Below are 23021 nucleotides of genomic sequence, written 5' to 3' on the forward strand. Positions count from 1 at the left end.
GGGTGCGGTAAAGCATCGGATCGCGGGGTAGCGAGTCAGATCACAAAAGTCTTACCGGCGGGCAAGTTGCTCAGCCGCTAACGCCAGGCTCCTGAGCTGCTGAGCCAGATCCTCGCGTTCGATCTGCTGCGGATCGTGGCGAGCGGTAGAATGGCGGGTCACCAGCGTCACCGGAAGCTGAACCTGCCAGCATGCGTCACCCTCGACTGGCGCCAGCAGCCACTCCACGCTTCGCTCGCCGGCCTCGCGAAAAGCCTGGCGAATGGTGGTCAGTGGGGGAGAAAACCAGGCGCTGTCTGCCGTATCGTCGAACCCGACAACCGACATCTGCCCCGGGATCGCGGTCCCTTTTTCCGCACAGGCGCGCATCACCCCCAGCGCCATTTGGTCGTTCGCGACCACTATCGCATCCGGGAGTTGCGCGGCAGATAACAGCAAATGTCCTTTCTCATAGCCGCTTGCCGCACTCCAGTCGCCGTGCGCCACCGCGACAGCCTCAAGCCCGGCCTGTGCCAGCGTGGTGTTCCAGCCTGCGAGACGTGCCCGGGCGGAGACAGAGCTCTCCGGTCCGCTCAGCAGCGCTATACGCTCATGCCCCAGCGAAAGCAGATGCTCAATCCCGAGACGAGCACCCTGCTCTGCATTAAACACAAGACTGTTTACCTGAGCCGAGGGCGAGACATCCAGAAACAGCACCGGAATGGGCGATGCGAGGGCTTTTAGCGCTTCAGCATGAGGATCCTCCAGCGGCACATTCACCAGCAGAGCTTCCACACGCTGCGCCAGCAACGCCTGAAGGGCAGACTGGCACTGCTGTTGATGTTCCACCATTGAGATAAGCACGCTCGCCCCCTGCTCAACCGCCCGGGATTTTACCGCCGAAACAATTTGCGAAGGGGCGTGCAGCGCCAGATCGGTAGTAATAAGGCCAAGCGTACGGGTACGTTTACCCGCCAGCTGTTGTGCTCTGAGATTGGGAACGTAGTGCAGTTCCGCCATCGCCTGCTGCACCTTTTCCCGCGTGCGGGCAGAGACATGCTCCGCGTCGTTAATCACACGGGAAACGGTCTGATAAGAAACCCCCGCAAGGAGGGCGACATCATAGAGAGTGATTGCTTTCATGCATTCTGGCATCGCGTCATTCGAAGGCCACCATTCTGACACAGCGACGCCATGAAAACATGTGAGCGCTTCGCAGAATTAAACAACCCGCTCTGGCTGGGGGGCCTTCTCAACGCGTGGCTTATAACGGAACAGAGGCAAGCAGATCTGGATAAGCGGGCCAATGGTCAGCGCATACGCGACGGTGCCTATCCCGAACGTCCCGCCCAGCATGCACCCAATCAGCAGCACGGACACTTCAATCGAGGTACGCACGCTGCGGATGGACCATCCCATACGGGCATGGATCCCGGTCATGAGACCGTCGCGCGGGCCCGCCCCGAAACCGGCACCGATATACATACCGGTGGCTATCGCGTTCACGACAATTCCGGCCACCAGCAGCGCGATACGCAGGGGCAGCGAGGTCACCTCGGGGATCAGGGCCATGGAGGCATCTGCCGCCAGGCCAATAATAATCACGTTACTGAGGGTTCCCAGACCAGGCATCTGACGCAGCGGGATCCACAGCAGGAGTACCGCCGCACCGGTTAAAATAATCACCATCCCAATGCTCAACCCCAGCTGGATCGCCACGCCCAGGTGGAAGACGTCCCACGGATCGAGCCCCAGATCCGATCGAATAAACATCGTGGTTGAAAGCCCATACAGCCCTAAACCGACATACAGTTGTAGCAGACGACGTACCATTTTTTATCTTCTCCAGTGAACCAGGCTTTCATCTTGAGCGAAAATGGCATTATGATTAATGTCCAGTTTTCAAATAGTGGACTGCACATGTCATCTCGCCGCTTCGGAAGCCAGTCATTGGTACGCCTGTTAGGCCACTGGCAACAAACCTCGTCCCGGACCCCGCTCTGGCGTCAGCTGGCGGATGCGTTACGCCTGTTAATTCTTGATGGCCGACTGGCGCTTAACACCCGTCTACCCGGCGAGCGGGAGCTGGCCACTGCGCTGGATGTGAGCCGGACCACCATCAGCAGCGCACTCGCCCATCTGCGTGAGGAAGGTTATCTTGAAAGCCGCCACGGCAGCGGTTCACGCGTGATCCTGCCCGACACACGCGCCGTGCCAACCCTTTCAGCAGCCAGTGCCGCGCTGGATCTCTCCACCGCGGCGCTCAATGCCGGGCCTGAGATCCACCAGGCCTATACCCATGCGCTCACGGCCATTACGCAACATCTCTCGCTTACGGGTTACGATCAGCTTGGGTTGCCGGCGCTGCGGGAAGCCATCGCCGCACGCTATACCGCGCGGGGGCTTCCGACCCGGACAGACGAGGTGATGGTGGTCAATGGCGCGGTCAGCGGTTTTGCGCTGGTCCTGCGGATGATGACCGGCCCGGGGGATCGCGTCGTGGTCGATCATCCCACTTACCCGCTGGCGATCGCCGCCATTCAGGGAGCGCAGTGCCGTCCAGTGGGTGTATCGCTGCCGGAAACGGGCTGGGATACCCATGGGTTTGCCGCAACGCTTGCCCAGACAGCGCCGCGCCTGGCCTACCTGATGCCCGATTTTCATAACCCGACCGGGCGATGCATGGATATTCCCACCCGTCAGGCAATCACCGAGATTGCCGCGCAAACCCGCACGACGCTGGTAGTAGATGAAACGATGGTGGATCTGTGGTTTGACTCGCCCCCACCGCCGCCGCTGGCGTCATTTAACCCTCAGGCCACCGTGATAACGTTAGGCTCCGCCGGAAAAAGTTTCTGGGGCGGCCTTCGTCTTGGCTGGATCCGTGCCTCCTCGCGCACCATCGCTACGCTTGCCCAGACGCGGGATACCCTGGATTTAGGATCGCCCATGCTCGAACAGCTGGCGACGCTGTGGCTTATCAAGAACAGCGAAACGTTTTTGCCTGCTCGCCGGAAGATGCTGGCGGAACGACGAGACCAATGCGGCGCGCTGTTGCGTGAGCACTTCCCTGAATGGACATTCCATGAAGCGGAAGGTGGGCTTTCCTACTGGATTGAACTGCCGGGGATGCTGGCAACACAGCTTGCTGCACGCGCAGAGATACTGGGAATCAACCTGGGGACCGGCACGCGGTTTGGTTTATCGGGTGCGTTTGATCGGTATTTACGTATGCCTTTTTCACTCGATCCGGCTGAGCTTGAACAGGCGTTACTGAGAATTAAACCCTTGTGGCTCGCCCTGAATAAAAACGTGCCATCAATAAAAAGAAGTCTGGTTTGATATAAAAAATTTGAAGTGGATCATAAAATAAAAACTGCTGACTGTCACAGATACAGTCAGCAGTTTTCACCATTCAAGATTTAGTGCTGAGGAGGAATAGGAAAACCTTTCAGTGAAATAACGAAATTTTCACCGTCTTTCTTTATTTTTGCGCCGGTATCACACCAGTCAGACGCAATACGAAAGAACTCATCACTTCCTACATTCCAGCCAAGACGTACATGCTTCACGTAGCCTGAACGCAACAGATCGCAGGCCTCGTTGTAGTCACTGGCAGTTGACAGTTGTTGTTTCATTTTCTCTTCTTAAGAATTTTACGTAGAGCCTTGATTTCTTTAGGAGTAAATGGAGAAACACTCTCTTCTTCCGTATGCTGGTTATCAATATCCTCTTCCGATACTCCCGCCTCTTCTACCGCTTCGAATGCCAGCAGCAGCAGTTTCTCTGTCGTCACGCTTAAATTCTCGTTATTAACTTCTGCATAGTGGCGAAGTCTTTCTTTTAGCGCTTGATCAATCTTAACGTTTAACACCGCAGTAGCCATGTTTGTCACTTCCCTTCGGAATAAGTACTTTATTTAATACACGAACTTACCAATGTTATCCAGAAATATATATTTTTAAGTTATGACAGAAAAAAGACATCCGATATTAAAATGACAGTCTATTATTACAGGTTTATGACAGTAATATTTCAATGCAATGAAATATATATTACATACAGTCAGTAAAGTCCTAATAACGTTGTGGATTAAAGGCTATTCGAAGCAAAGAGAAACAGGGAGAGTGCTGGTGAGAGCAGAAATGGGTGGGGGCCCTGCCAGCTACATCCCGGCACACACGTCGTCTGCCCTGGCTGCTTCCTTCCGGACCTGACCTGGTGAACAGAGTAGCGTTGCGGGAGAACCAACAGAGCCCCCATTGAGAGCGTTGATAACCAACGCGCTGGCGCATTATCCCTGTGCTTACCGCCAATTGCAAGCGACCCGCAACTGGATGCTGGTTTCTTGCGCAAACTGGCGCAGCAATTGGGTTTATCTTCGTTTAACATGACTGTCCAGACATTCCCCACAGGTAGACGTATGGACGAACATGACTCCTTTCCACAACGCGTATGGCAAATTGTGGCCTCTGTGCCGGAAGGTTATGTCACCACCTATGGCGACGTAGCGCGTCTGGCCGGTTCTCCGCGTGCGGCGCGGCAGGTCGGTGGCGTACTGAAAAGGTTGCCGGAAGGAAGCACCCTGCCATGGCATCGGGTGGTAAATCGTCATGGGACAATCTCGTTGACCGGGCCGGATCTGCAGCGCCAGCGTCAGGCGTTACTGTCAGAAGGGGTGCAGGTGTCGGGGTCAGGACAGATTGATTTGCAAAAGTACCGCTGGGTGTATTAAACCCTCTCCCGAAGGAGAGGGTTTAAAGCGTTACATCTGGGTCGGAGGGGTTGGCAGAGACGGTTGGTTAGTCTGTGGCGCAACCGGCACTTCGGTTTGCTGTACCGGAACCAGGTTCAGGTCAACTTTTGTCCCGCCGTGGTTAATCGCTTCCTGCACCGTATCGGTGATAAACACCAGTTTATCGTTGATCGTTACTGCTGCGCTCAGGAGGATACGGGCATTAGGTTGCACGTCTGATGGGTTATACGGCAACACGAAGCTAAACGGTGCCTGCTTACCTTCCGTACGTACGGCACGCTGGGCCAATACTTTAGACGGCGCGTCTGCCAGGGAAGCATCAGACAGGGTTACCGTTAATACCGCATCTGGCGGTAACGCGACTTTCTGTTTAATCCAGATAGTCCCGGAAACGTTAGGCTGCTGAATGGACTGCTGTGAGAGTGTATTAATCCCGTTTGGATCTGCTGCTGGCACCGGCACCTGGGCGCTCTTTCCTGCACAGGCGGACAACGCCACCGCAATTGCTACACCACTTAGCATGGGCACGAGTTTCATTGAAGTCTCCTTATCATCAATGCACCAGCGGGATCGATCCCATCCGATGTCGTTTCAATCACATAACACAGGTAAGTTTGGCACAGATCACTGATTTATGCCTAAAATCGTCCAGATATTCAGATTATTCTACCCATCGGACCACTTTCATTTCTGCGTTATACTCTGCCTATCTTTCGCTACGGCGTTTATTGAGGACAACTATGAGTCAGGCACTGAACAATCTGCTGACATTACTGAATCTGGAAAAAATTGAGGAAGGACTCTTTCGCGGACAGAGCGAAGATCTCGGCTTACGCCAGGTCTTCGGCGGGCAAGTCGTAGGACAAGCGCTCTACGCAGCAAAGGAGACCGTCCCTGCAGACCGTCTGGTGCACTCATTTCACAGCTACTTCTTACGCCCTGGTGATAGCGCGAAACCCATCGTGTATGACGTTGAGGTATTGCGGGATGGCAACAGCTTTAGCGCGCGTCGTGTCGCGGCGGTTCAGAATGGCAAGCCTATCTTTTACATGACCGCCTCGTTCCAGGCGCCGGAACCGGGCTATGAGCATCAGAAAACGATGCCACCCGCGCCGTCGCCAGACGATCTCAAATCAGAGACCGATATCGCCCGTGCGCTGGCGCATCTGCTTCCACCGCAGGTAAAGGAGAAGTTTCTCTGCGATAAACCGCTTGAGATCCGCCCTGTCGAATTCCATAACCCGATGAAAGGCCACACGGCCGAGCCAAAGCGCCAGGTCTGGATCCGCGCTAACGGCACCGTGCCCGCGGATTTCCGCGTTCATCAGTATCTGCTGGGTTATGCCTCAGATTTCAACTTCCTGCCGGTGGCGCTGCAGCCGCACGGCGTGGGCTTCCTTGAAAAAGGGATGCAGGTGGCCACCATCGATCACTCCATGTGGTTCCATCGTCCGTTCGACATGAACGAGTGGCTGCTCTACAGCGTGGAGAGTACTTCGGCGTCAAGCGCGCGCGGCTTTGTGCGTGGTGAGTTTTACACTCAGGATGGCGTGCTGGTCGCGTCGACGGTGCAGGAAGGGGTAATGCGTAACCGCGGGTGATGTTGTACTGCGGCCCTCTCCCGACGGGAGAGGGAACAAAACGAAAACGGCAACCCTGGGTTGCCGTTTTGCTTATCAGGCGTTGTACGCATTCTCGCCGTGGCTGTTGACGTCCAGACCTTCGCGTTCCTGCTCTTCCGGAACACGCAGACCGACGGTCATATCCGCCAGCTTATAGCCGATAAAGGCCACAACGGCAGACCACACGACGGTGATGGCAATACTTTCCAGCTGCACCAGCACCTGGTGAACCATGGTGACGCCTTCTGCGTAACCCACGCCGCCCAGCGATTTCGCCGCGAAGATACCGGTCATGATACAGCCGACAATACCGCAGACGCCGTGTACACCGAAGACATCGCACGGGTCATCGACGCGCAGAACACGTTTCAGCGCCGTCACACCCCACAGACCCGCCAGACCGGCGACCAGCCCGACAAGCAGCGCGCCGCCAACACCGACATAGCCACAAGCTGGCGTGATACCAACCAGACCGGCAATTGCACCTGAACAGGCACCCAGCAGTGAAGGCTTACCGCGTACCGCCCACTCACCAAATACCCATGAGAGGATCGCACCCGCCGTGGCCACAACCGTGTTCACGAAGGCCAGCGCGGCGATTTCGTTTGCTGCGCTTGCTGAACCGGCGTTGAAGCCGAACCAGCCAAAGTAAAGGATCGCTGTACCGGTAAAGACCATCGGCAGGTTGTGCGGTTTGAACGCTTCTTTACCGAAGCCCACGCGTTTGCCAATCAGGTATGCTCCTACCAGGCCCGCCACCGCGGCGTTGATGTGTACAACGGTACCGCCTGCGAAGTCCAGCGCACCATGGCTCGCCAGCAGACCGCCACCCCAGACCATGTGCGCAATCGGCACATAGGAGAGCGTCAGCCAGACCACCACGAAGATCAGTACGGCGGAGAAGCGAATACGCTCAGCCAGCGCACCGACGATCAGCCCGACGGTGATACAGGCGAACGAGCCCTGGAAGGCAACGTGAATATATTGATAGAAACTGCCCATCAGCGCGGTCAGTTCGATGTTTTTCAGCATGACCCAGTCAAAGTTTCCGAAGAACGCATTGCCCGTGCCGAAGGCCAGAGAGTAACCGTAGACCACCCACAACACGCAAACCAGCGCGAACGTGACGGCAACCTGCGTCAGCATGGAGAGAACGTTTTTGCCACGGATCAGGCCGCCGTAGAACAGCGCAATGCCCGGAATGGACATGAACAGCACCAGCGCGGTGCTGATCATCATAAAGGCGTTATCGGCTTTGTCTGCCACCGCAGGGGCAGCCAGTGCCAGGCCCGGCAGCAGTGCCAGCGAACCCAGACCCGTTTTGATTGTTGCTATCTTCATTTTCTCGATCCCTATCACTGTGTGCCAGGAGTTACTTACAGTGCCGCTTCGTCAGATTCGCCGGTACGGATGCGAATGACGCGCTGCAATTCGGCAACGAAAATTTTGCCGTCGCCAATTTTGCCGGTGTAGGCCGCTTTGCTAATGACATCAATAACTTCATCAAGCTGGTCATCAGCAATCGCGACATCAATTTTTACTTTTGGCAGGAAGTTAACGCTGTATTCTGCCCCGCGGTAAAGCTCGGCATGACCCTTCTGACGACCAAAGCCTTTCACTTCGGTGACAGTCAGTCCCTGAATACCCATGGAAGACAATGCTTCACGCACGTCTTCGAGTTTGAATGGTTTGATTACAACCGTAACCAGCTTCATAGATCCCCTCCAGTCAGAATTCGGTAATGGCCGCCGCTAATACGCAGAAGACATTGCAAGGGGTGTGCCAGAAATGAAAACCTGAGGGAAACGCGCTGCAATGAGCATTACACGAGCATGTTTAACGAACCGGTGAAAAAAAACGCACCATGACAGTGCACGGTGCGTTTCAGTTTTGCACCAACAGTAATGACTGTTAGCGCGCTGCCTTATTTTGGTGCATCAGGCGCTGAGGGATTCGTCCTCACGCACGCTGGCGGCCAGCTCTTCACCGGCCAGCTGCAGCTGATACATCTGCCAGTAGCGCCCTTTTGCTTCGAGCAGCTCCCGGTGCGTACCGCGTTCGACGGCCTGACCACGGTGCAGCACCAGGATGGTGTCTGCGTCGACAATCGTTGAAAGACGGTGTGCGATAACCACCAGCGTCGTGTGGTCACGCACCGCGGCCAGCGCCAGCTGGATAGCCTGCTCAGTACCAGAGTCGATGCTGGCGGTTGCTTCGTCGAGTATCAGCACCTGCGGCGTTTCAATCAGCACCCGCGCCAGGGCCAGAAGCTGCTTTTGTCCTACCGAGAGGTTATTCCCCTGCTCACCGAGCCGGGTATTGATCCCATCGCTAAAACCGCGCGCCAGCTCTGCCAGCTGCACGGTTTCCAGCACATCCCACACCTGTTGCTGGGTATAATCCCGCCCCAGGGTGACGTTGGCGTAAAAGGTATCGGCCATGACTACCGGGTCTTGCTGCACCATTGCAACGCCTTTGCGCAACACATTGTGGCTCAGTGATGCGAGCGGACGACCATCAATGCGGATTTCACCCTGACTGACCGGGTAATAGCCCATCAACAGGCTGGCGAGGGTACTTTTGCCGCTGCCGGTGTGCCCCACCAGCGCCACAAAGCCGCGCGACGGCACATCAAGAGAGATGTCCTGCAACACCAGACGGTCTTCACGGTAAGCAAACGAGACCTTATCAAACGTAATCTCTCCGCTTTGCAAAGGACGCTCATCATCGCCGTAGGTCTGACGTGGCCGGTCCATCAGTTCGAACACGCGCTCCCCCGCCACCACGGCCTGTTGCAACATAGACTGCTGGGTGGTGAGTTCTATCAACGGTTCATTAAGGCGTCCCAGATAGCTGATAAAAGCGTACAGAACCCCAACTTCAATTGTTCCGTTCGCGCTCATCCCGAAAAGCATCAGCAGGCCACAGAGAACCAGCGCCGAGAAGAGGCTCAGCAGTGGACGTAGCAGGAAACCGTCCAGTCGCAGCGTCTGCATGCGCGCCATATAGTGCGACCGGCTGGCTTCCCCCATGCGTTCACCAAAGCGAGCCTGCTGGCGGAACTGCTGAATGACGCTCATGCCGTTGATCACTTCGTTGAAGCCATCGTTGATATCGGCCAGATAGGCCCGCACCCGACGCACAATCGGCGTGCTGTAGCGTTGATAGATGACCATTACAATCAATACGGCCGGGAAGATGGTGATCGCCACCAGAGCCATACGCCAGTTGAGGCTGAACATCGCCACCAGCATGGCGCCAATCAGCGCCGCGCTGCGCAGCACGGTTGCCACGACGGTGACATACAGATCGCGGATCACCTCGGTATCGTTGGTCACCCGGGATATCACCTGCCCAACCGGCTGGGTATCAAACTCGCTCAACGGCTGGCGCAGTGCCGCATCCATCACATCCGTACGTAACTTCTGCACCACGCCCACGGCCGCCCGGTTAAAGAGCAGAGACTGGGCGTAATGCAGTGACGCCGCAGTCAGCTGTAGCCCAACGTAGGCCACACCTAACCCCGCGACGAGCCCCAGCGGCAAATAGCTTTTCGCCACCATATTGTCGATAAAGTAGCTGATGAGCAGCGGACCGCTCACTTCTGCAATTGCGGCAATCCACAGCAACAGCACGGCAAGTGAAAGCGGTTTTCGCCACGGAGAACCATAGGCCAGCAGGCGTTTTAGCGTCGGCCACTGCGTCACGGTCTTACGCATTAGCGTTCTCCTCATCCTGTTCCGGGGCGTCGTCCAGCGCAGCTTCAAGCTGCTGATAACGATACATATCGCGATACCAGCCCGGTTGCTCCGCAAGCTGTTCATGCTGTCCGCGCTGGGCAATGTGCCCGTGCTGTAATACCAGAATTTCATTGGCTTCCGTCAGCGCCGACAACCGGTGTGCACTGATGATCACCGTCCTTCCATCCCCCCACTGTCGCAGGTTATGCAGGATCTGGTGCTCGGTGCGGCCATCGACGGCGGAGAGCGCATCATCAAGGATCAGGATTTCGGCATTCAGCAGCAGCGCGCGGGCAATCGAGAGACGCTGTTTTTGCCCGCCGGAAAGCATAACGCCACGCTCACCCACTTCCGTTTCATAGCCCTGTGGCAGACGCAGAATATCGTCATGGACGCTGGCCAGGCGCGCGACGTGCTCAATCTCTTCCTGAGTCGCCGCCGGGCGTCCGAGGGCAATGTTATTCGCCACGGTGTCAGAAAAGAGAAACGGCGTCTGGCTGACCACCGCCAGACGACCGCGCCAGTCATCGAGCAGCAGGTTCGTCAACGGAATATCATGGAAGCGAATATCGCCCTGCGTGACGTCAAAGTGACGTTGAAGCAGGGAGAGTACGGTACTTTTCCCGGCGCCTGTCGGACCGCAGATACCGAGCATCTGACCCGGTTTGAGCGTAAAGCTGACGTTCTCCAGTACCGTATGTTCCGTTTGCGGATACACAAACTTACGGACGTCGACATTCATCACGCCGCGCCCTTCCGGTACCGATTCGCTACCGTCATTCACCACTGGCGCTTCGGCAAGCATCGCGCGAATACGGCTGTAGGCGGCGCTGCCGCGCTCTACGATGTTAAACATCCAGGCCAGTGCCAGCATCGGCCATATCATCAGCCCCAGGTACATGGCAAAGCTGGTCAATTGCCCGAGGGTTAGCGAGCCCTGCACCACCATCCAGCTCCCGCCACCAATGGCCAGCAGGTTTGCCATGCCAATCGCGACATAGATTGTCGGGTCAAACCGCGCATCGATACGCGCAACGCGCATGTTCTTCGCCCCCGTGTCGGCGGCATCGGCTGCAAACAGCGCGGATTGTCGATCTTCCAGGCCAAACGCTTTGATCATGCGGATGCTGGTCATGCTCTCCTGCGTACGGTCATTCAGCGAGGAAAACGCCGCCTGCGCCAGCTTGAAGCGCTCATGAAGCTGTTCGCCATAGCGGTTGATCGCCAGCGCCATCAGCGGCATAGGCAGCAATGCCAGCAGCGTGAGCTGCCAGCTTATCTGGGTGGACATCACAATCAGAACCGCACAGCCCATCACCAGAGAGTCCACCAGCGTTAACACCCCTTCCCCGGCGGCAAACACGACGCGGTCAACGTCATTGGTGGCGCGAGCGATAAGATCCCCGGTGCGATGACGCAGGTAGAACTCGGGATGCTGGCGGCTCAGCTGACGATAAAAATCTTCACGCAGTTCGACGGCCAGCTGATAGGACGCGCCAAACAGCAGTACCCGCCAGACGTAGCGCAGCAGATAGACAATGATGGCCGTCAGCACCAGCGTGCCGACCCACATCAACACCCGTGCGGTGGTGTAATGCTGTTCTGTAACGCCATCCACCACGTATCCCACCACTTTCGGTGGAATTAACTGCAGGATGGCAATGATAATAAGCAGGGCCACAGCGCCGAGGTAGCGTTGCCACTCCCGACGAAAGTACCAGCTTAATTGGGCAAATAATCGCACGCGGTTTGTTCCTGAAGGTATGGATCCGGCTACGCCGGGAAGTTATTCAATTAATCAATGGGTAGTGCTGTGGTGTATTTAATCTGTTCCATGGCGAAGCTCGAGGTGACGTCCGACAAGCCCGGTACGCTGTTCACCAGCCGCTTGTAAAAATCATCATAACGCTTCATGTCTGCCACCTGGACGCGCATCAGATAGTCATACTCTCCCGCCATGCGCCAGAAACCGAGCACCTCCGGCATCTCGGAGACCTGTGTTACGAAGCGGCTATACCACTCGCTGCTGTGATGTTGGGTTTTTATCAGGACAAATGCCGTCAACCCAAGCCCCAGTTTTTCGGGATCTAAAAGCGCGACTCGCCCCAGAAGGATGCCGTCATCTTCAAGCTTCTTGAGGCGCTTCCAGCACGGCGTGGTGGTCAGATTAACGGCATCTGCCAGTGCCTGCAAAGAGAGGGTACAGTCACTTTGCAGTAAAGAAAGCAGCTTACGGTCTATTTTATCTAGCATACCCACCTCACAGAGAAAAATTTTCTCCCTTCATTCTATTTTAAAGGCCATATAGCAACAATTTTTTCTGTGCTTTTCGCTATGCTGGGCACAAAATGACAAACGGATAAATACGATGAATAGCGCCTGGGTTAAACATGCCATCAGCGAAATCAATGCCGACTATCAGCGCTCGGCGGACACCCATCTCATTCGCCTGGCTCTGCCGGGTTTTGCTGGCATCCAGCTGTACCTGAAAGATGAAAGCACCCATCCCACCGGTAGCCTGAAGCATCGCCTGGCGCGTTCGCTCTTTTTATACGGTTTGTGTAACGGCTGGATTAAGGAGGGAACCACGATTATTGAATCCTCCTCCGGTTCAACCGCCGTATCCGAAGCCTACTTTGCCCGCCTGCTGGGCCTGCCGTTTATCGCCGTGATGCCCTCCTGCACCGCGAAACGAAAAATTGAGCAGATCGAATTTTACGGTGGACGCTGCCACTTTGTGGAAAGCGCCTGCGAAATTTACGCCGCGTCTGAAATGCTGGCCCGTGAGCTGAATGGCCACTATATGGACCAGTTCACCTTTGCGGAGCGAGCCACAGACTGGCGCGGCAATAACAACATTGCCGACAGTATTTTCCGCCAGATGACCCACGAACCTCACCCTGTTCCGTCGTACATCGTGATGAGCGCCGGTACTGGCGGCACCTCAGCCACCCTGGGACGTTACATCCGCTGTCAGGGCTATGATACGCAGCTGATGGTGGTGGATCCGCAGAACTCGGTGTTCCTGGACTACTGGCAAAGCCGCAATGCGGATCTGCGCAGCCCGGTGGGCAGTAAGATTGAAGGTATTGGCCGCCCGCGCGTGGAGCCTTCATTCATTCCGGACGTGGTGGATGAGATGCTCCGCGTGCCGGATGCCGCCAGCGTGGCAACGGCGCACTGGCTGGAGACACAGATTGGCCGTAAAGTCGGTGCATCTACCGGCACCAACATGTGGGGAGCCCTGCAGCTTGCGGCTCGCATGCGTGAAGAGGGGCGCACCGGCTCTATCGTCACCCTACTCTGCGACAGCGGCGAGCGCTATCTTGAGACCTATTACAATGCGCAGTGGGTTCAGGCAAACATCGGCGATATTGAGCCGTGGAAAGCGCAGATTACGCAGCTGGTGAAATAAAAAAAAGCCAGACCGGGGTCTGGCTTGCTGGAAGGGTCTCACTATTCGGGGGAATATGGGAGGTTGTTGTTGTCCAGCCAATGCGTCAAAAAATGAGACACTGCTTCATTACCGCAGTGCCCGATAACCGGTAGATGGGGAAGCTCTGCCTTCAACTGCGGCATCGCATTTCCCATGATCAGACCGCGACCAACGCTGCCCAGCATTTCGCGGTCGTTCATGGCGTCGCCAAACGCCATACATTCCTGCATCGTTAAGCCCAGGTGATCGCTCAGTACCGCCAGCGCCGATCCTTTATTACACCCAACCGGCAAAACCTCGAGACAGTCCACCGCTGAAAAGGTCAGGTGCGCCCGGTCGCCTAACGCGTCATTCAGCTGAATGCGTAAGCGACAAAGATCGTCATGATCGCCGCAGAAACAGATCTTCGTCACCGCGTGAGCCGGAATACGGCGCAGATCGATAAGCTGATAGCGGAAACCACTGTAGACATGGGCGTGCAGCAATGCCGGAATGTCATGCCCGGTAAACCAGCCGTTATCGTTAAAGACATGAACGCTGGCCCGGGTGTCCCAGGTGCTGTGCAATACGATATCTGCCACTTCCGGGTTGAGATCCTGACGGTGGAGAACATCGCCTTCGACAGAGTGAATGCGTGTCCCGTTGCCGGTAATAAGAAAAGCATCCAGGGAAAATGCCCCCATTAAATGGCGCATCTCCAGCACATGACGGCCGGTGGCAAACGTCAGGGTGACATCACGTTCGTGCAGGCGCTTCAGGGTACTCAGGGTTTTCTCACCCAGACGGTGATCCGGCATTAACAACGTACCGTCCATATCAAACGCAGCGAGACGAGCCATGATTACTCCTGAAATGTGATGCGGTTAACTTGTGCATCAGTATTGCGTGAGATATACGGAAGTAATAGTGAATAGATGATAATTATTGTTCAGGGTTTCTCATGCGCCAGCTTAACCGACTCAACCAGTACCACCGTTTGTGGCAGCCTTCCGCTGGCGCGAAGCAGCAGGCCACCATCAGCGAGCTGGCCGCCCGCTGCTTTTGCAGCGAACGGCATGTCCGTACATTACTCCGTCAGGCGCAGGAGGCGGGCTGGCTTAGCTGGCGAGCGCAGTCTGGCCGCGGTAAGCGTGGGGAGCTGACTTTCCACGTCACCCCGGAGTCACTGCGCAATGCGATGATGGAAGAGGCGCTGAAGCGTGGGCAGCAGCATAACGCGCTTGAGCTGGCCCAGCTGGCACCGGAGGAGCTGCGGTCACTGCTTCATCCGTTTTTAGGCGGCCAGTGGCAAAACGATACGCCGACGCTGCGCATTCCCTATTACCGCTCGCTGGATCCACTTCATCCCGGCTTTTTGCCCGGTCGGGCGGAACAGCATCTGGCAGGACAGGTTTTTTCCGGGCTGACGCGTTTTCACGGTAACAGCAGCGAACCGACGGGCGATCTTGCCCATCACTGGGATGTTTCGGAGGACGGACTGCGCTGGCATTTTTATATTCGCTCCACGCTTCACTGGCATAACGGTGATAAAGTCGAAACGGTCCAGTTACAGGAGAGTCTGAATGCGATGTTGACGCTCCCGGCCATGCACAGGCTTTTTCAGAGCGTGCTGCGCATTGAAGTTACCCATCCGCAGTGTCTGACGTTTATTTTACACAAGCCCGACTACTGGCTGGCGCATCGGCTGGCAACCTATTGCAGCCGTGTGGCGCACCCGGCACAACCGATGACAGGCAGCGGACCTTTCAGGCTCACCGCGTATAAGCCGGACCTGGTTCGTCTGGAAAGCCATGAGCAGTATCACCTTAGCCACCCGCTACTGAAGGCCATCGAGTTCTGGATCACCCCTCAGCTATTTGATCAGGGGCTTGGAACCAGCTGCCGGCATCCGGTACAAATCGCCATCGGAGAGCCTGACGAACTGACCCGTTTGCGGCTGGTGAGTAACAGCATCAGCCTGGGGTTTTGCTACCTCACGCTGAAGCGCAGCCCGCGTCTTAGCGAAATGCAGGCAAGACGTCTTATCAACATCATTCACCTCTCAACGCTTCTGCATACTCTTCCTCTGGATGAGGGGCTTATCACCCCAACGCAGGAGTTGCTGCCGGGCTGGCGTATTCCTGAGTGGCCGGATCTCACGGATGTCCCTTTGCCTGAGACGCTGACCCTGATTTACCATCTGCCCGTCGAGTTACATACCATGGCGAGTCAGCTAAAAGCGTATCTTTCCCGCCAGGGCTGCGCGTTAACGGTCATCTTTCACGATGCCAAAACGTGGGACGGATGTCAGCATCTTGCCGACGCGGACCTTATGATGGGAGATAGGCTGATTGGCGAAGCACCGGAATACACCCTTGAGCAGTGGCTTCGCTGCGATGCGCTATGGCCGCACCTGCTGAGCACGCCGCAATATGCCCATCTGCAGGCGACACTGGATGCCGTTCAGACTCAGGCTGACGAGCATGCCCGGCATCGCGGGCTGAAAGCTATTTTTACCCAACTCATGGAGAGCGCGGTGCTGACGCCGTTGTTTAACTACCAGTACCAAATCAGCGCGCCCCCGGGAGTCAATGGCATACGGCTTAACACCCGCGGCTGGTTCGATTTCACCGAAGCCTGGCTCCCGGCCCCCAAATCGTGAAGAAGCTGGTCGTCGCCGTAGTCAGACGGTAACATGATGTTTTTACCGTAACTGTCGAGATGATTTATGAAACGTGCCGTCGTCGTGTTCAGCGGAGGACAAGATTCCACTACCTGCCTGGTTCAGGCGCTTCATCAGTACGATGAGGTTCACTGTGTCACTTTCGATTATGGTCAGCGACATCGCGCTGAAATCGACGTCGCCCGTGAACTGGCGCTGAAACTGGGCGCGCGCGCGCATAAGGTGCTGGACGTTACGCTGTTAAATGAACTGGCCGTCAGTAGCCTCACCCGCGACAGTATTCCCGTTCCTGACTATGAACCTGATGCCAGCGGCATTCCGAACACCTTTGTGCCAGGCCGCAACATTCTCTTCCTGACGCTGACGGCGATCTACGCCTACCAGGTGAAAGCCGAAGCGGTGATCACGGGCGTGTGTGAAACCGACTTCTCCGGGTACCCTGACTGCCGTGACGAGTTCGTGAAGGCTCTCAACCACGCCGTGAATCTGGGGATGGCAAAAGAGACGCGCTTTGAAACGCCACTGATGTGGCTTGATAAAGCGGAAACCTGGGCGCTGGCAGACTACTGGGGCAAACTGGACATGGTTCGCAGCGAAACCCTTACCTGCTACAACGGCATTAAAGGTGATGGTTGTGGCCAGTGTGCGGCCTGTAATCTGCGCGCAAACGGACTGAATCACTATCTGGCCGATAAAGCGGGCGTGATGTCGGCGATGAAGAAAAAAACCGGGCTCAAATAAGCCTCTTTGACCGTGCTGGCGAACAGAATATCGACAGCACGGGTCATGAACACAACGCGCCTAGACGATCATCAACTGCAGTTTTTCCCGCAACTCCCCTTCCAGCGGCAGCGCTTTCTGGGTTTTCAGATCAATACAGACAAAGGTGATCAGCGCGTCGGCAACGGCCTGGCCTTCAGGATCCAGCGTCACCGCCTGGGTTAACACGCCGCTCTTGCCGTTTAACTGTTGAAGCTGGCTGGTGATGGTCAGCACATCTCCCAGCACGGCCGGACGACGGTAGTTGATATTGATGTTGACGACCACGAACGCGATGTTGTGCGCGGTCATCCACTGAAAGCTTTCGCTGCTTTCCAGACCGTCCCAGCGCGCTTCTTCAAGAAACTCAAGATAACGGGCGTTGTTGACGTGCTGGTAAACATCGATGTGGTAGCCGCGTACTTTGATTTTTGTCTGCATAGCGCAATAGCCTTTACTGTTGTTATAGGATAAGAGGTCATGACTGGTATGACCTCTTTATCCTGGCAAAATTTTGCCGCCGTGCAAGTAATTATGTGATTACAACGTCAGGTGTGAGAGGTTGCGCTCAACCAGCGCCCCGCCCATACCGGGCACTTGCTTAAGATCGTCAACCGTTTTGAAAGGACCGTACTCTTCGCGATAGCTGACTATCGCCTGCGCTTTTTTTAGCCCTACGCCATTCATCACCCGGGCGAGATCCTCTGCCGATGCCGAATTGATACTGACTCGCGTACCGTCATCATCCGCGCTTTTTACGGCATCCGTGGCTTTCGTCTGGCCAGCTGCGGGTGCCGCTGCGTCAGGCCTGGTTTGCACCGCCGTTGTTTTCGCCGCAGGTGTCGTCGCCAGCGCACCTGCGCTCATCCCGGTGGTGGCAATCGCCAGAGTAATGAACAGAGCCTTGATTCCACATTTCATGCTGTTATCTCCTTGTTTGTTGACAGCCAGGCCACAATATCCAGCGTTATAACCCGGCACAAACGGCAGATTGCAGAAATGGAAAAGGCCGCGAAAGCGGCCTTTAGTTATTGCAGAGCGTTACGAAAATATGCGAGCAAATACGTAATTATTGCTGCTGAGTCATCACGTCACCGAGCTTGATTTTGGCTTCTGTGCGCAGGTTGCTCATCATCGCTTCGAAAGCAATCTGGGCATTGTTCTGGGTAATACCCTGCACCATCGCTTTCTTCTGTTCTTCAGGCATCGTGCCTGCTTTCACATCGTCCAGCGCGAGCAGAACGACGTTACCCTGCATATCGGTAGTGGTACCGAAGCTTGGTTTGTCCTTCGCAGGCAGGCTCAGACCGAACGCTGCCTGACTGACAGGATCCTGACCGGTACGGCTCAGCGTTTTTGGCTCACCGAAGCTCAGACCTGCCGCTTTCAGCGCATCCTGTTTACCCGCTTTCAGGTCAACCAGAATCTTCTCAGCATCCAGTTTTGCCTGCTGTTCCGCTTTGTTGTGCTTAACCTGAGCAACCACCTGATCTTTCACTTCTGCCAGCGGTTTAATCGCTTCTGGTTTGTGCTCGCTGACGCGAAGAACAAACGCACGATCGCCGTCGACGGTAATGATGTCAGAGTTGCTGCCCGGCGTGCCGTTCTCGCCAACCAGACCACCGTTGAAGATGGCATCAGCAACCGGTTTGAAATTCAGCTCTTCCGGCAGGTTGTTACGACCGAACCAGCCGGTCTCAACCGCTTTCACCCCTGCAGCCTGCTCAGCACCCGCCAGAGATTCGTTGTCGTTGCTGGCAGCATCACTGACTTTCTGTTGCAGCGCGTAGTAAGCATCCAACGCTTTTTCCTGCTTCACTTTCGCTGCGATATCATCGCGAACGTCAGCCAGCGGCTTGGTTTTCGCGGCCTCGATGTCATCCAGACGCGCCACCAGGAAACCAACGGAAGATTTAATGACACCCGAAAGCTGGCCTTTGTCTTTCAGACCGGCATTTTTCAGTTCGTCAGGCGTGGTGCTCTCTTCCAGCCAGCCCATATCACCGCCGTTTTTAGCAGAGATAATATCGGTGGATTTTGCTTTCGCGAGGGAGGCGAAATCAGCGCCCTTATTCAGCTCATCCAGCACGGCTTTGGCGTCTGCCTCAGTTTTGGTCTGGATCACGCTGTAGCGGTTACGCTGCGGCTGAGTGAACTGATCCTGATGCTGATCGTAATAAGACTGAATTTCCGCGTCAGAGGCTGTTTCCTGCAGCGCGGCAGCATCCAGCTTGATATAGCTAACACGGAACTGTTCTGGAGCAACAAAGTTATTCTTGTTCTGCTCGTAATAGGCGTTAATGTCCGCGTCGCTAACCTGCTGCTTCGCCGCCAGAGCATTCACATCGATGGTTGCTTCACGTACCACGCGCTGCTGTGCAACCAGGGCTGCCAGCTCTTCCGTCTCACCTTTGAGCATGAAATCAGTGCCAACGACGGCATTGATGAGCTGTTGGGTTGTCAGTTGATTACGCAGAGCCTGAGCGTATTGATCGGCAGTCATGCCCATCTGATTAATGATGCCGTTGTAACGCGCATTGTCGAATTTGCCGTTAGACTGGAATGCCTGAGTCGATAAGATGGCTTTTTTAACCTGCTCATCGCTGATGCCCAGCCCCAGTTTTTTCGCGTATTGATCCAGCAGCGCTTCGTCGATCAGACGGTTCAGGGTCTGTTGGCGCAGGGATTTCATATACCCTTCGTTTGCCGCGAGTTCAGAGAATTGGTCGCCCAGCTGTTGCTGCATACGGTTACGTTCACCGGCAAAAGCATTCTCGAACTGACCGCGGTTGATCTCCTGGCCATTCACTTTTGCGGCATAGTTCGCGCCACCGCCGATAAGGTAACTGCTCACGCCGGTCAATATGAACGACACGATAATGATACCGAAAATAATCTTGAGCACGAGACTGTTAGCAGCCGTGCGTAAGCTGTCCATCATGGTGTAACAACACTCCGCTGTAGGTGACTGGTTACCTGACGCTAACGGAAAATCCTGCCCGTCGCGCGTAAAGGCGTATTGTGACAAGAAAACGGTGCGATTGTCAGCCCACAACTCGCATAAACTCGAACAAATCAGGCCTGGACAAACAAAAAAGGCACATCAAATGATGCGCCCTTGTACTATTCGGCTTCCCTGAGATGGGAAAGCAATCAGTTTACTGCGTCTTTCAGCGCTTTACCTGCACGGAAACCCGGCACTTTAGCGGCAGCAATGGTGATCTCTTTACCGGTCTGAGGGTTGCGGCCAGTACGGGCAGCACGCTCTTTAACAGCAAAAGTACCGAAGCCTACCAGTGCAACGTCGTCCCCAGCCTGCAGAGATTCAGTAACAGAAGCAATTAATGCATCTAACGCACGTCCAGCTGCAGCTTTAGAAATATCAGCACCAGCAGCAATTTTGTCAATCAGTTGAGATTTATTCACTGTTCTCTTCCTCTCTTTATAATTTATATCGCGCCTGAATCCTTCACAACGCGACCGCGCAGCAGTTATATCAGGCCTGCCATGACCTTACAACACCCGTTGTTGATGGCTGGCCTAATCAGCAATCTAAATTAGCTATACAAAAAAAGGCTGGCAAGTGCGAAATGACTTACCAGCCTTACTTTTATTGACGCTCTTTGCGCGAGGTCACTATTTTGCGGTTACAACCTGCATTCCGGAAGGTTCATTCTGCAGGGCGAGAGTCAGAACTTCCTCAATTCGCTTCACAGGATGAATCTGCAGATCGGCAATCACGTTGTCCGGAATCTCTTCCAGATCGCGTTTATTTTCGTAAGGGATCAATACGGTTTTGATCCCACCACGGTGTGCCGCCAGCAGTTTTTCTTTTAACCCACCGATTGGCAGCACCTGGCCACGCAACGTGATCTCACCGGTCATTGCCACATCGGCACGCACCGGGTTGCCGGTAAGGCAGGATACCAGTGCGGTACACATGGCGATACCTGCGCTTGGGCCATCTTTCGGCGTTGCCCCTTCAGGCACGTGCACGTGGATATCGCGTTTCTCGTAGAAATCAGGGTTGATGCCCAATTTCTCCGCACGCGCGCGTACCACGGTCAGCGCGGCCTGAATCGACTCCTGCATCACTTCACCCAGAGAGCCGGTGTAGGTCAGCTTGCCTTTACCCGGGACACAGGCGGTTTCAATGGTCAGCAGATCGCCACCCACTTCCGTCCATGCCAGACCGGTGACCTGGCCCACGCGGTTTTCATTGTCCGCGCGACCATAGTCAAAGCGCTGAACGCCCAGATAGGCATGCAGGTTGTCGCCATTGATCACGATGTGTTTCAGGCTCTTATCCAGCAGCAGCTGTTTAACCGCCTTACGGCACAGTTTAGAGATTTCGCGCTCAAGGCTACGCACGCCCGCTTCACGGGTGTAGTAGCGGATGATGCCAATAATCGCGCTGTCCTCAACGGTCAGCTCGTTGGCTTTCAGCGCGTTACGCTCAATCTGCTTCGGCAGCAGGTGCCGTTTCGCAATGTTCAGTTTTTCGTCTTCGGTATAACCGGAGAGACGAATCACTTCCATACGGTCAAGCAGCGGCGCCGGAATGTTCATGGAGTTCGAGGTCGCGACAAACATGACATCGCTCAGGTCGTAATCCACTTCGAGGTAGTGATCGCTGAACGCCACGTTCTGTTCTGGATCAAGAACTTCCAGCAAAGCAGACGCCGGATCGCCACGCATGTCCGAAGACATTTTGTCGATCTCATCGAGCAGGAACAGCGGGTTTTTAACGCCCACTTTCGCCATCTTCTGGATCAGTTTACCCGGCATAGAACCGATGTAAGTACGACGGTGACCGCGGATCTCCGCTTCATCGCGTACGCCACCCAGCGCCATACGGATATACTTACGGCCGGTCGCTTTGGCGATGGACTGACCCAGAGAGGTTTTCCCTACCCCCGGTGGTCCCACCAGGCACAGAATCGGGCCTTTGATTTTGTTCACACGGCTCTGGACGGCGAGGTACTCAAGAATGCGGTCTTTCACGCGCTCAAGGCCGTAGTGGTCGGTATCCAGGATCTCCTGCGCCTGACGCAGGTCTTTTTTGACCTTGCTGCGGGCATTCCAGGGAACCTGAACCATCCATTCGATATAGCCGCGCACGACGGTCGCTTCAGCCGACATTGGAGACATCATTTTCAGCTTCTGCAGTTCTGCTTCAGCTTTCTCTTTGGCCTCTTTCGGCATTTTCGCCGCGTCGATCTTACGCTTCAGCGCTTCGTTTTCGTCCGGCGCGTCATCCATCTCGCCGAGCTCTTTCTGAATGGCTTTCATTTGCTCATTCAGATAGTACTCACGCTGAGATTTCTCCATCTGCTTTTTAACGCGGTTACGAATACGCTTCTCAACCTGCAGCAGATCGATTTCAGACTCCATCATCGCCATCAGATATTCCAGACGTTCGTTAACGTCGGACATCTCCAGCACGGACTGTTTGTCAGCCAGCTTCAGCGGCATGTGTGCAGCGATGGTGTCCGCCAGGCGCGCAGGATCGTCGATGCTGTTCAGCGACGTCAGCACTTCTGGTGGGATTTTCTTGTTCAGCTTGATATAGCCTTCGAACTGGCTAATCGCGGTGCGCACCAGCACTTCCTGCTCGCGCTCATCCAGCTGAGGTGATTCAAGGTACTCTGCCTTGGCAGAGAAATGCTCGCCATCGTCAGACAGGGTGGTAATACGCGCACGCTGCAAGCCTTCTACCAGCACCTTAACGGTGCCGTCAGGCAGCTTCAGCATCTGCAAAATAGAGGCCACGGTCCCGACGGTGAAAAGATCGTTTACACCCGGCTCATCCGTTGATGCTTCTTTCTGCGCCACCAGCATGATTTTTTTATCATGATCCATGGCGGCTTCGAGGCAACGGATAGATTTTTCCCGCCCTACAAATAAGGGTATGACCATGTGCGGATAAACCACCACATCGCGCAACGGCAATACGGGGATTTCAATGCGTTCAGAACGCTCAGGATTCATAGAGCTCTCTCTTAGTTTAGTGTCCGCCAGGTAAACTGGTCATGTCACTGTGCTTCACATAACCATTAACATGTAT

At 55.3% G+C, this 23021-nt stretch carries 22 protein-coding genes and 1 other RNA gene; 6 read left to right on the plus strand and 17 right to left on the minus strand.

Annotation, left to right across the window (positions count from 1 at the left end; genetic code table 11):
- Nucleotides 1-51: 51 nt before the first annotated feature.
- Both QE396_RS11830 and QE396_RS11835 read right to left on the minus strand, forming a co-directional pair.
- A complete protein-coding gene (locus tag QE396_RS11830; RefSeq protein WP_047355648.1) occupies nt 52-1122 on the minus strand; it encodes a LacI family DNA-binding transcriptional regulator in 1071 nt (356 codons plus the stop codon).
- A 78-nt stretch (nt 1123-1200) separates the two neighbouring features.
- The gene (locus QE396_RS11835) at nt 1201-1812 is read right to left on the minus strand and encodes a YitT family protein (RefSeq protein WP_014168890.1); all 612 of its coding nucleotides are present in this window, start codon (nt 1810-1812) and stop codon (nt 1201-1203) included.
- Between the two features lie 87 nt (nt 1813-1899).
- On the opposite strand from QE396_RS11835, the gene QE396_RS11840 reads away from it, so the two are divergent.
- Complete coding sequence (locus QE396_RS11840) at nt 1900-3321, plus strand: PLP-dependent aminotransferase family protein (protein ID WP_047355647.1); 1422 nt, start codon at nt 1900-1902, stop codon at nt 3319-3321.
- A gap of 80 nt (nt 3322-3401) precedes the next feature.
- On the opposite strand, the gene QE396_RS11845 is transcribed toward QE396_RS11840, so the two are convergent.
- The 3 genes from QE396_RS11845 to ffs all read right to left on the minus strand — a co-directional run bounded on the left by QE396_RS11845 (nt 3402) and on the right by ffs (nt 4232).
- A complete protein-coding gene (locus QE396_RS11845) occupies nt 3402-3617 on the minus strand; it encodes a hypothetical protein (protein WP_014168888.1) in 216 nt (71 codons plus the stop codon).
- Nucleotides 3614-3865, minus strand: a complete 252-nt coding sequence (locus QE396_RS11850) for a hypothetical protein (RefSeq protein WP_020885198.1) — start codon at nt 3863-3865, stop codon at nt 3614-3616. The genes QE396_RS11845 and QE396_RS11850 overlap by 4 nt, the downstream gene beginning before the upstream one ends.
- A 270-nt stretch (nt 3866-4135) precedes the next feature.
- Nucleotides 4136-4232, minus strand: an RNA gene (gene ffs / locus QE396_RS11855) — signal recognition particle sRNA small type.
- Between the two features lie 137 nt (nt 4233-4369).
- Between ffs and QE396_RS11860 the strand changes: the two genes are divergently transcribed.
- Entirely contained in the window at nt 4370-4714 is a 345-nt protein-coding gene (locus tag QE396_RS11860) for an MGMT family protein (protein WP_086463133.1), read from the plus strand.
- A 30-nt stretch (nt 4715-4744) separates the two neighbouring features.
- Here the strand turns inward: QE396_RS11860 and QE396_RS11865 are convergent, their stop codons facing one another.
- Nucleotides 4745-5272, minus strand: a complete 528-nt coding sequence (locus tag QE396_RS11865) for a YbaY family lipoprotein (protein WP_014168885.1) — start codon at nt 5270-5272, stop codon at nt 4745-4747.
- A gap of 203 nt (nt 5273-5475) precedes the next feature.
- Between QE396_RS11865 and tesB the strand changes: the two genes are divergently transcribed.
- On the plus strand, nt 5476-6336 hold the full coding sequence (gene tesB, locus QE396_RS11870; RefSeq protein WP_020885200.1) for an acyl-CoA thioesterase II: 861 nt from the start codon (nt 5476-5478) through the stop codon (nt 6334-6336).
- Between the two features lie 75 nt (nt 6337-6411).
- Here the strand turns inward: tesB and amtB are convergent, their stop codons facing one another.
- The 5 genes from amtB to QE396_RS11895 all read right to left on the minus strand — a co-directional run bounded on the left by amtB (nt 6412) and on the right by QE396_RS11895 (nt 12350).
- Nucleotides 6412-7698: an ammonium transporter AmtB gene (amtB, locus tag QE396_RS11875; protein WP_020885201.1), complete on the minus strand. Its 1287-nt coding sequence runs from the start codon at nt 7696-7698 to the stop codon at nt 6412-6414.
- A gap of 35 nt (nt 7699-7733) precedes the next feature.
- On the minus strand, nt 7734-8072 hold the full coding sequence (gene glnK / locus QE396_RS11880; RefSeq protein ID WP_008503304.1) for a P-II family nitrogen regulator: 339 nt from the start codon (nt 8070-8072) through the stop codon (nt 7734-7736).
- A 222-nt stretch (nt 8073-8294) separates the two neighbouring features.
- Nucleotides 8295-10076, minus strand: a complete 1782-nt coding sequence (locus tag QE396_RS11885) for a SmdB family multidrug efflux ABC transporter permease/ATP-binding protein (RefSeq protein WP_020885202.1) — start codon at nt 10074-10076, stop codon at nt 8295-8297.
- Nucleotides 10069-11841 carry a SmdA family multidrug ABC transporter permease/ATP-binding protein gene (locus tag QE396_RS11890; protein ID WP_047355644.1) on the minus strand — a complete coding sequence of 591 codons (1773 nt, stop codon included), beginning with the start codon at nt 11839-11841 and terminating at the stop codon, nt 10069-10071. Before QE396_RS11890 ends, QE396_RS11885 begins: the two co-directional genes overlap by 8 nt.
- A 50-nt stretch (nt 11842-11891) precedes the next feature.
- Nucleotides 11892-12350 carry an Lrp/AsnC family transcriptional regulator gene (locus tag QE396_RS11895; RefSeq protein WP_020885204.1) on the minus strand — a complete coding sequence of 153 codons (459 nt, stop codon included), beginning with the start codon at nt 12348-12350 and terminating at the stop codon, nt 11892-11894.
- 115 nt (nt 12351-12465) lie between these two features.
- On the opposite strand from QE396_RS11895, the gene QE396_RS11900 reads away from it, so the two are divergent.
- The gene (locus QE396_RS11900) at nt 12466-13512 is read left to right on the plus strand and encodes a PLP-dependent cysteine synthase family protein (RefSeq protein ID WP_040016790.1); all 1047 of its coding nucleotides are present in this window, start codon (nt 12466-12468) and stop codon (nt 13510-13512) included.
- Nucleotides 13513-13553: 41 nt separating this feature from the next.
- Here the strand turns inward: QE396_RS11900 and cof are convergent, their stop codons facing one another.
- Nucleotides 13554-14372, minus strand: a complete 819-nt coding sequence (gene cof / locus QE396_RS11905; RefSeq protein ID WP_047355643.1) for an HMP-PP phosphatase — start codon at nt 14370-14372, stop codon at nt 13554-13556.
- A gap of 101 nt (nt 14373-14473) precedes the next feature.
- Here cof and QE396_RS11910 point away from each other — a divergent pair, with 101 nt between their 5' ends.
- Both QE396_RS11910 and queC read left to right on the plus strand, forming a co-directional pair.
- The gene (locus QE396_RS11910) at nt 14474-16174 is read left to right on the plus strand and encodes an SgrR family transcriptional regulator (RefSeq protein WP_047355642.1); all 1701 of its coding nucleotides are present in this window, start codon (nt 14474-14476) and stop codon (nt 16172-16174) included.
- Nucleotides 16175-16240: 66 nt separating this feature from the next.
- On the plus strand, nt 16241-16936 hold the full coding sequence (queC, locus tag QE396_RS11915; protein ID WP_014168876.1) for a 7-cyano-7-deazaguanine synthase QueC: 696 nt from the start codon (nt 16241-16243) through the stop codon (nt 16934-16936).
- 60 nt (nt 16937-16996) lie between these two features.
- On the opposite strand, the gene QE396_RS11920 is transcribed toward queC, so the two are convergent.
- The 5 genes from QE396_RS11920 to lon all read right to left on the minus strand — a co-directional run bounded on the left by QE396_RS11920 (nt 16997) and on the right by lon (nt 22945).
- Nucleotides 16997-17395, minus strand: a complete 399-nt coding sequence (locus tag QE396_RS11920) for a YbgC/FadM family acyl-CoA thioesterase (protein ID WP_014168875.1) — start codon at nt 17393-17395, stop codon at nt 16997-16999.
- A gap of 99 nt (nt 17396-17494) precedes the next feature.
- Complete coding sequence (locus tag QE396_RS11925) at nt 17495-17875, minus strand: helix-hairpin-helix domain-containing protein (protein ID WP_047355641.1); 381 nt, start codon at nt 17873-17875, stop codon at nt 17495-17497.
- 148 nt (nt 17876-18023) lie between these two features.
- The gene (gene ppiD / locus QE396_RS11930; RefSeq protein ID WP_044865367.1) at nt 18024-19895 is read right to left on the minus strand and encodes a peptidylprolyl isomerase; all 1872 of its coding nucleotides are present in this window, start codon (nt 19893-19895) and stop codon (nt 18024-18026) included.
- Between the two features lie 212 nt (nt 19896-20107).
- Nucleotides 20108-20380: a nucleoid-associated protein HU-beta gene (gene hupB / locus QE396_RS11935; protein ID WP_002444653.1), complete on the minus strand. Its 273-nt coding sequence runs from the start codon at nt 20378-20380 to the stop codon at nt 20108-20110.
- A gap of 210 nt (nt 20381-20590) precedes the next feature.
- Entirely contained in the window at nt 20591-22945 is a 2355-nt protein-coding gene (gene lon, locus QE396_RS11940) for an endopeptidase La (RefSeq protein WP_014168872.1), read from the minus strand.
- Nucleotides 22946-23021: the final 76 nt, after the last annotated feature.

Origin of the sequence: Enterobacter sp. SORGH_AS_0287 (genome assembly GCF_031453695.1) — a bacterium.
Classification (GTDB): Bacteria; Pseudomonadota; Gammaproteobacteria; order Enterobacterales; family Enterobacteriaceae; genus Enterobacter; species Enterobacter ludwigii.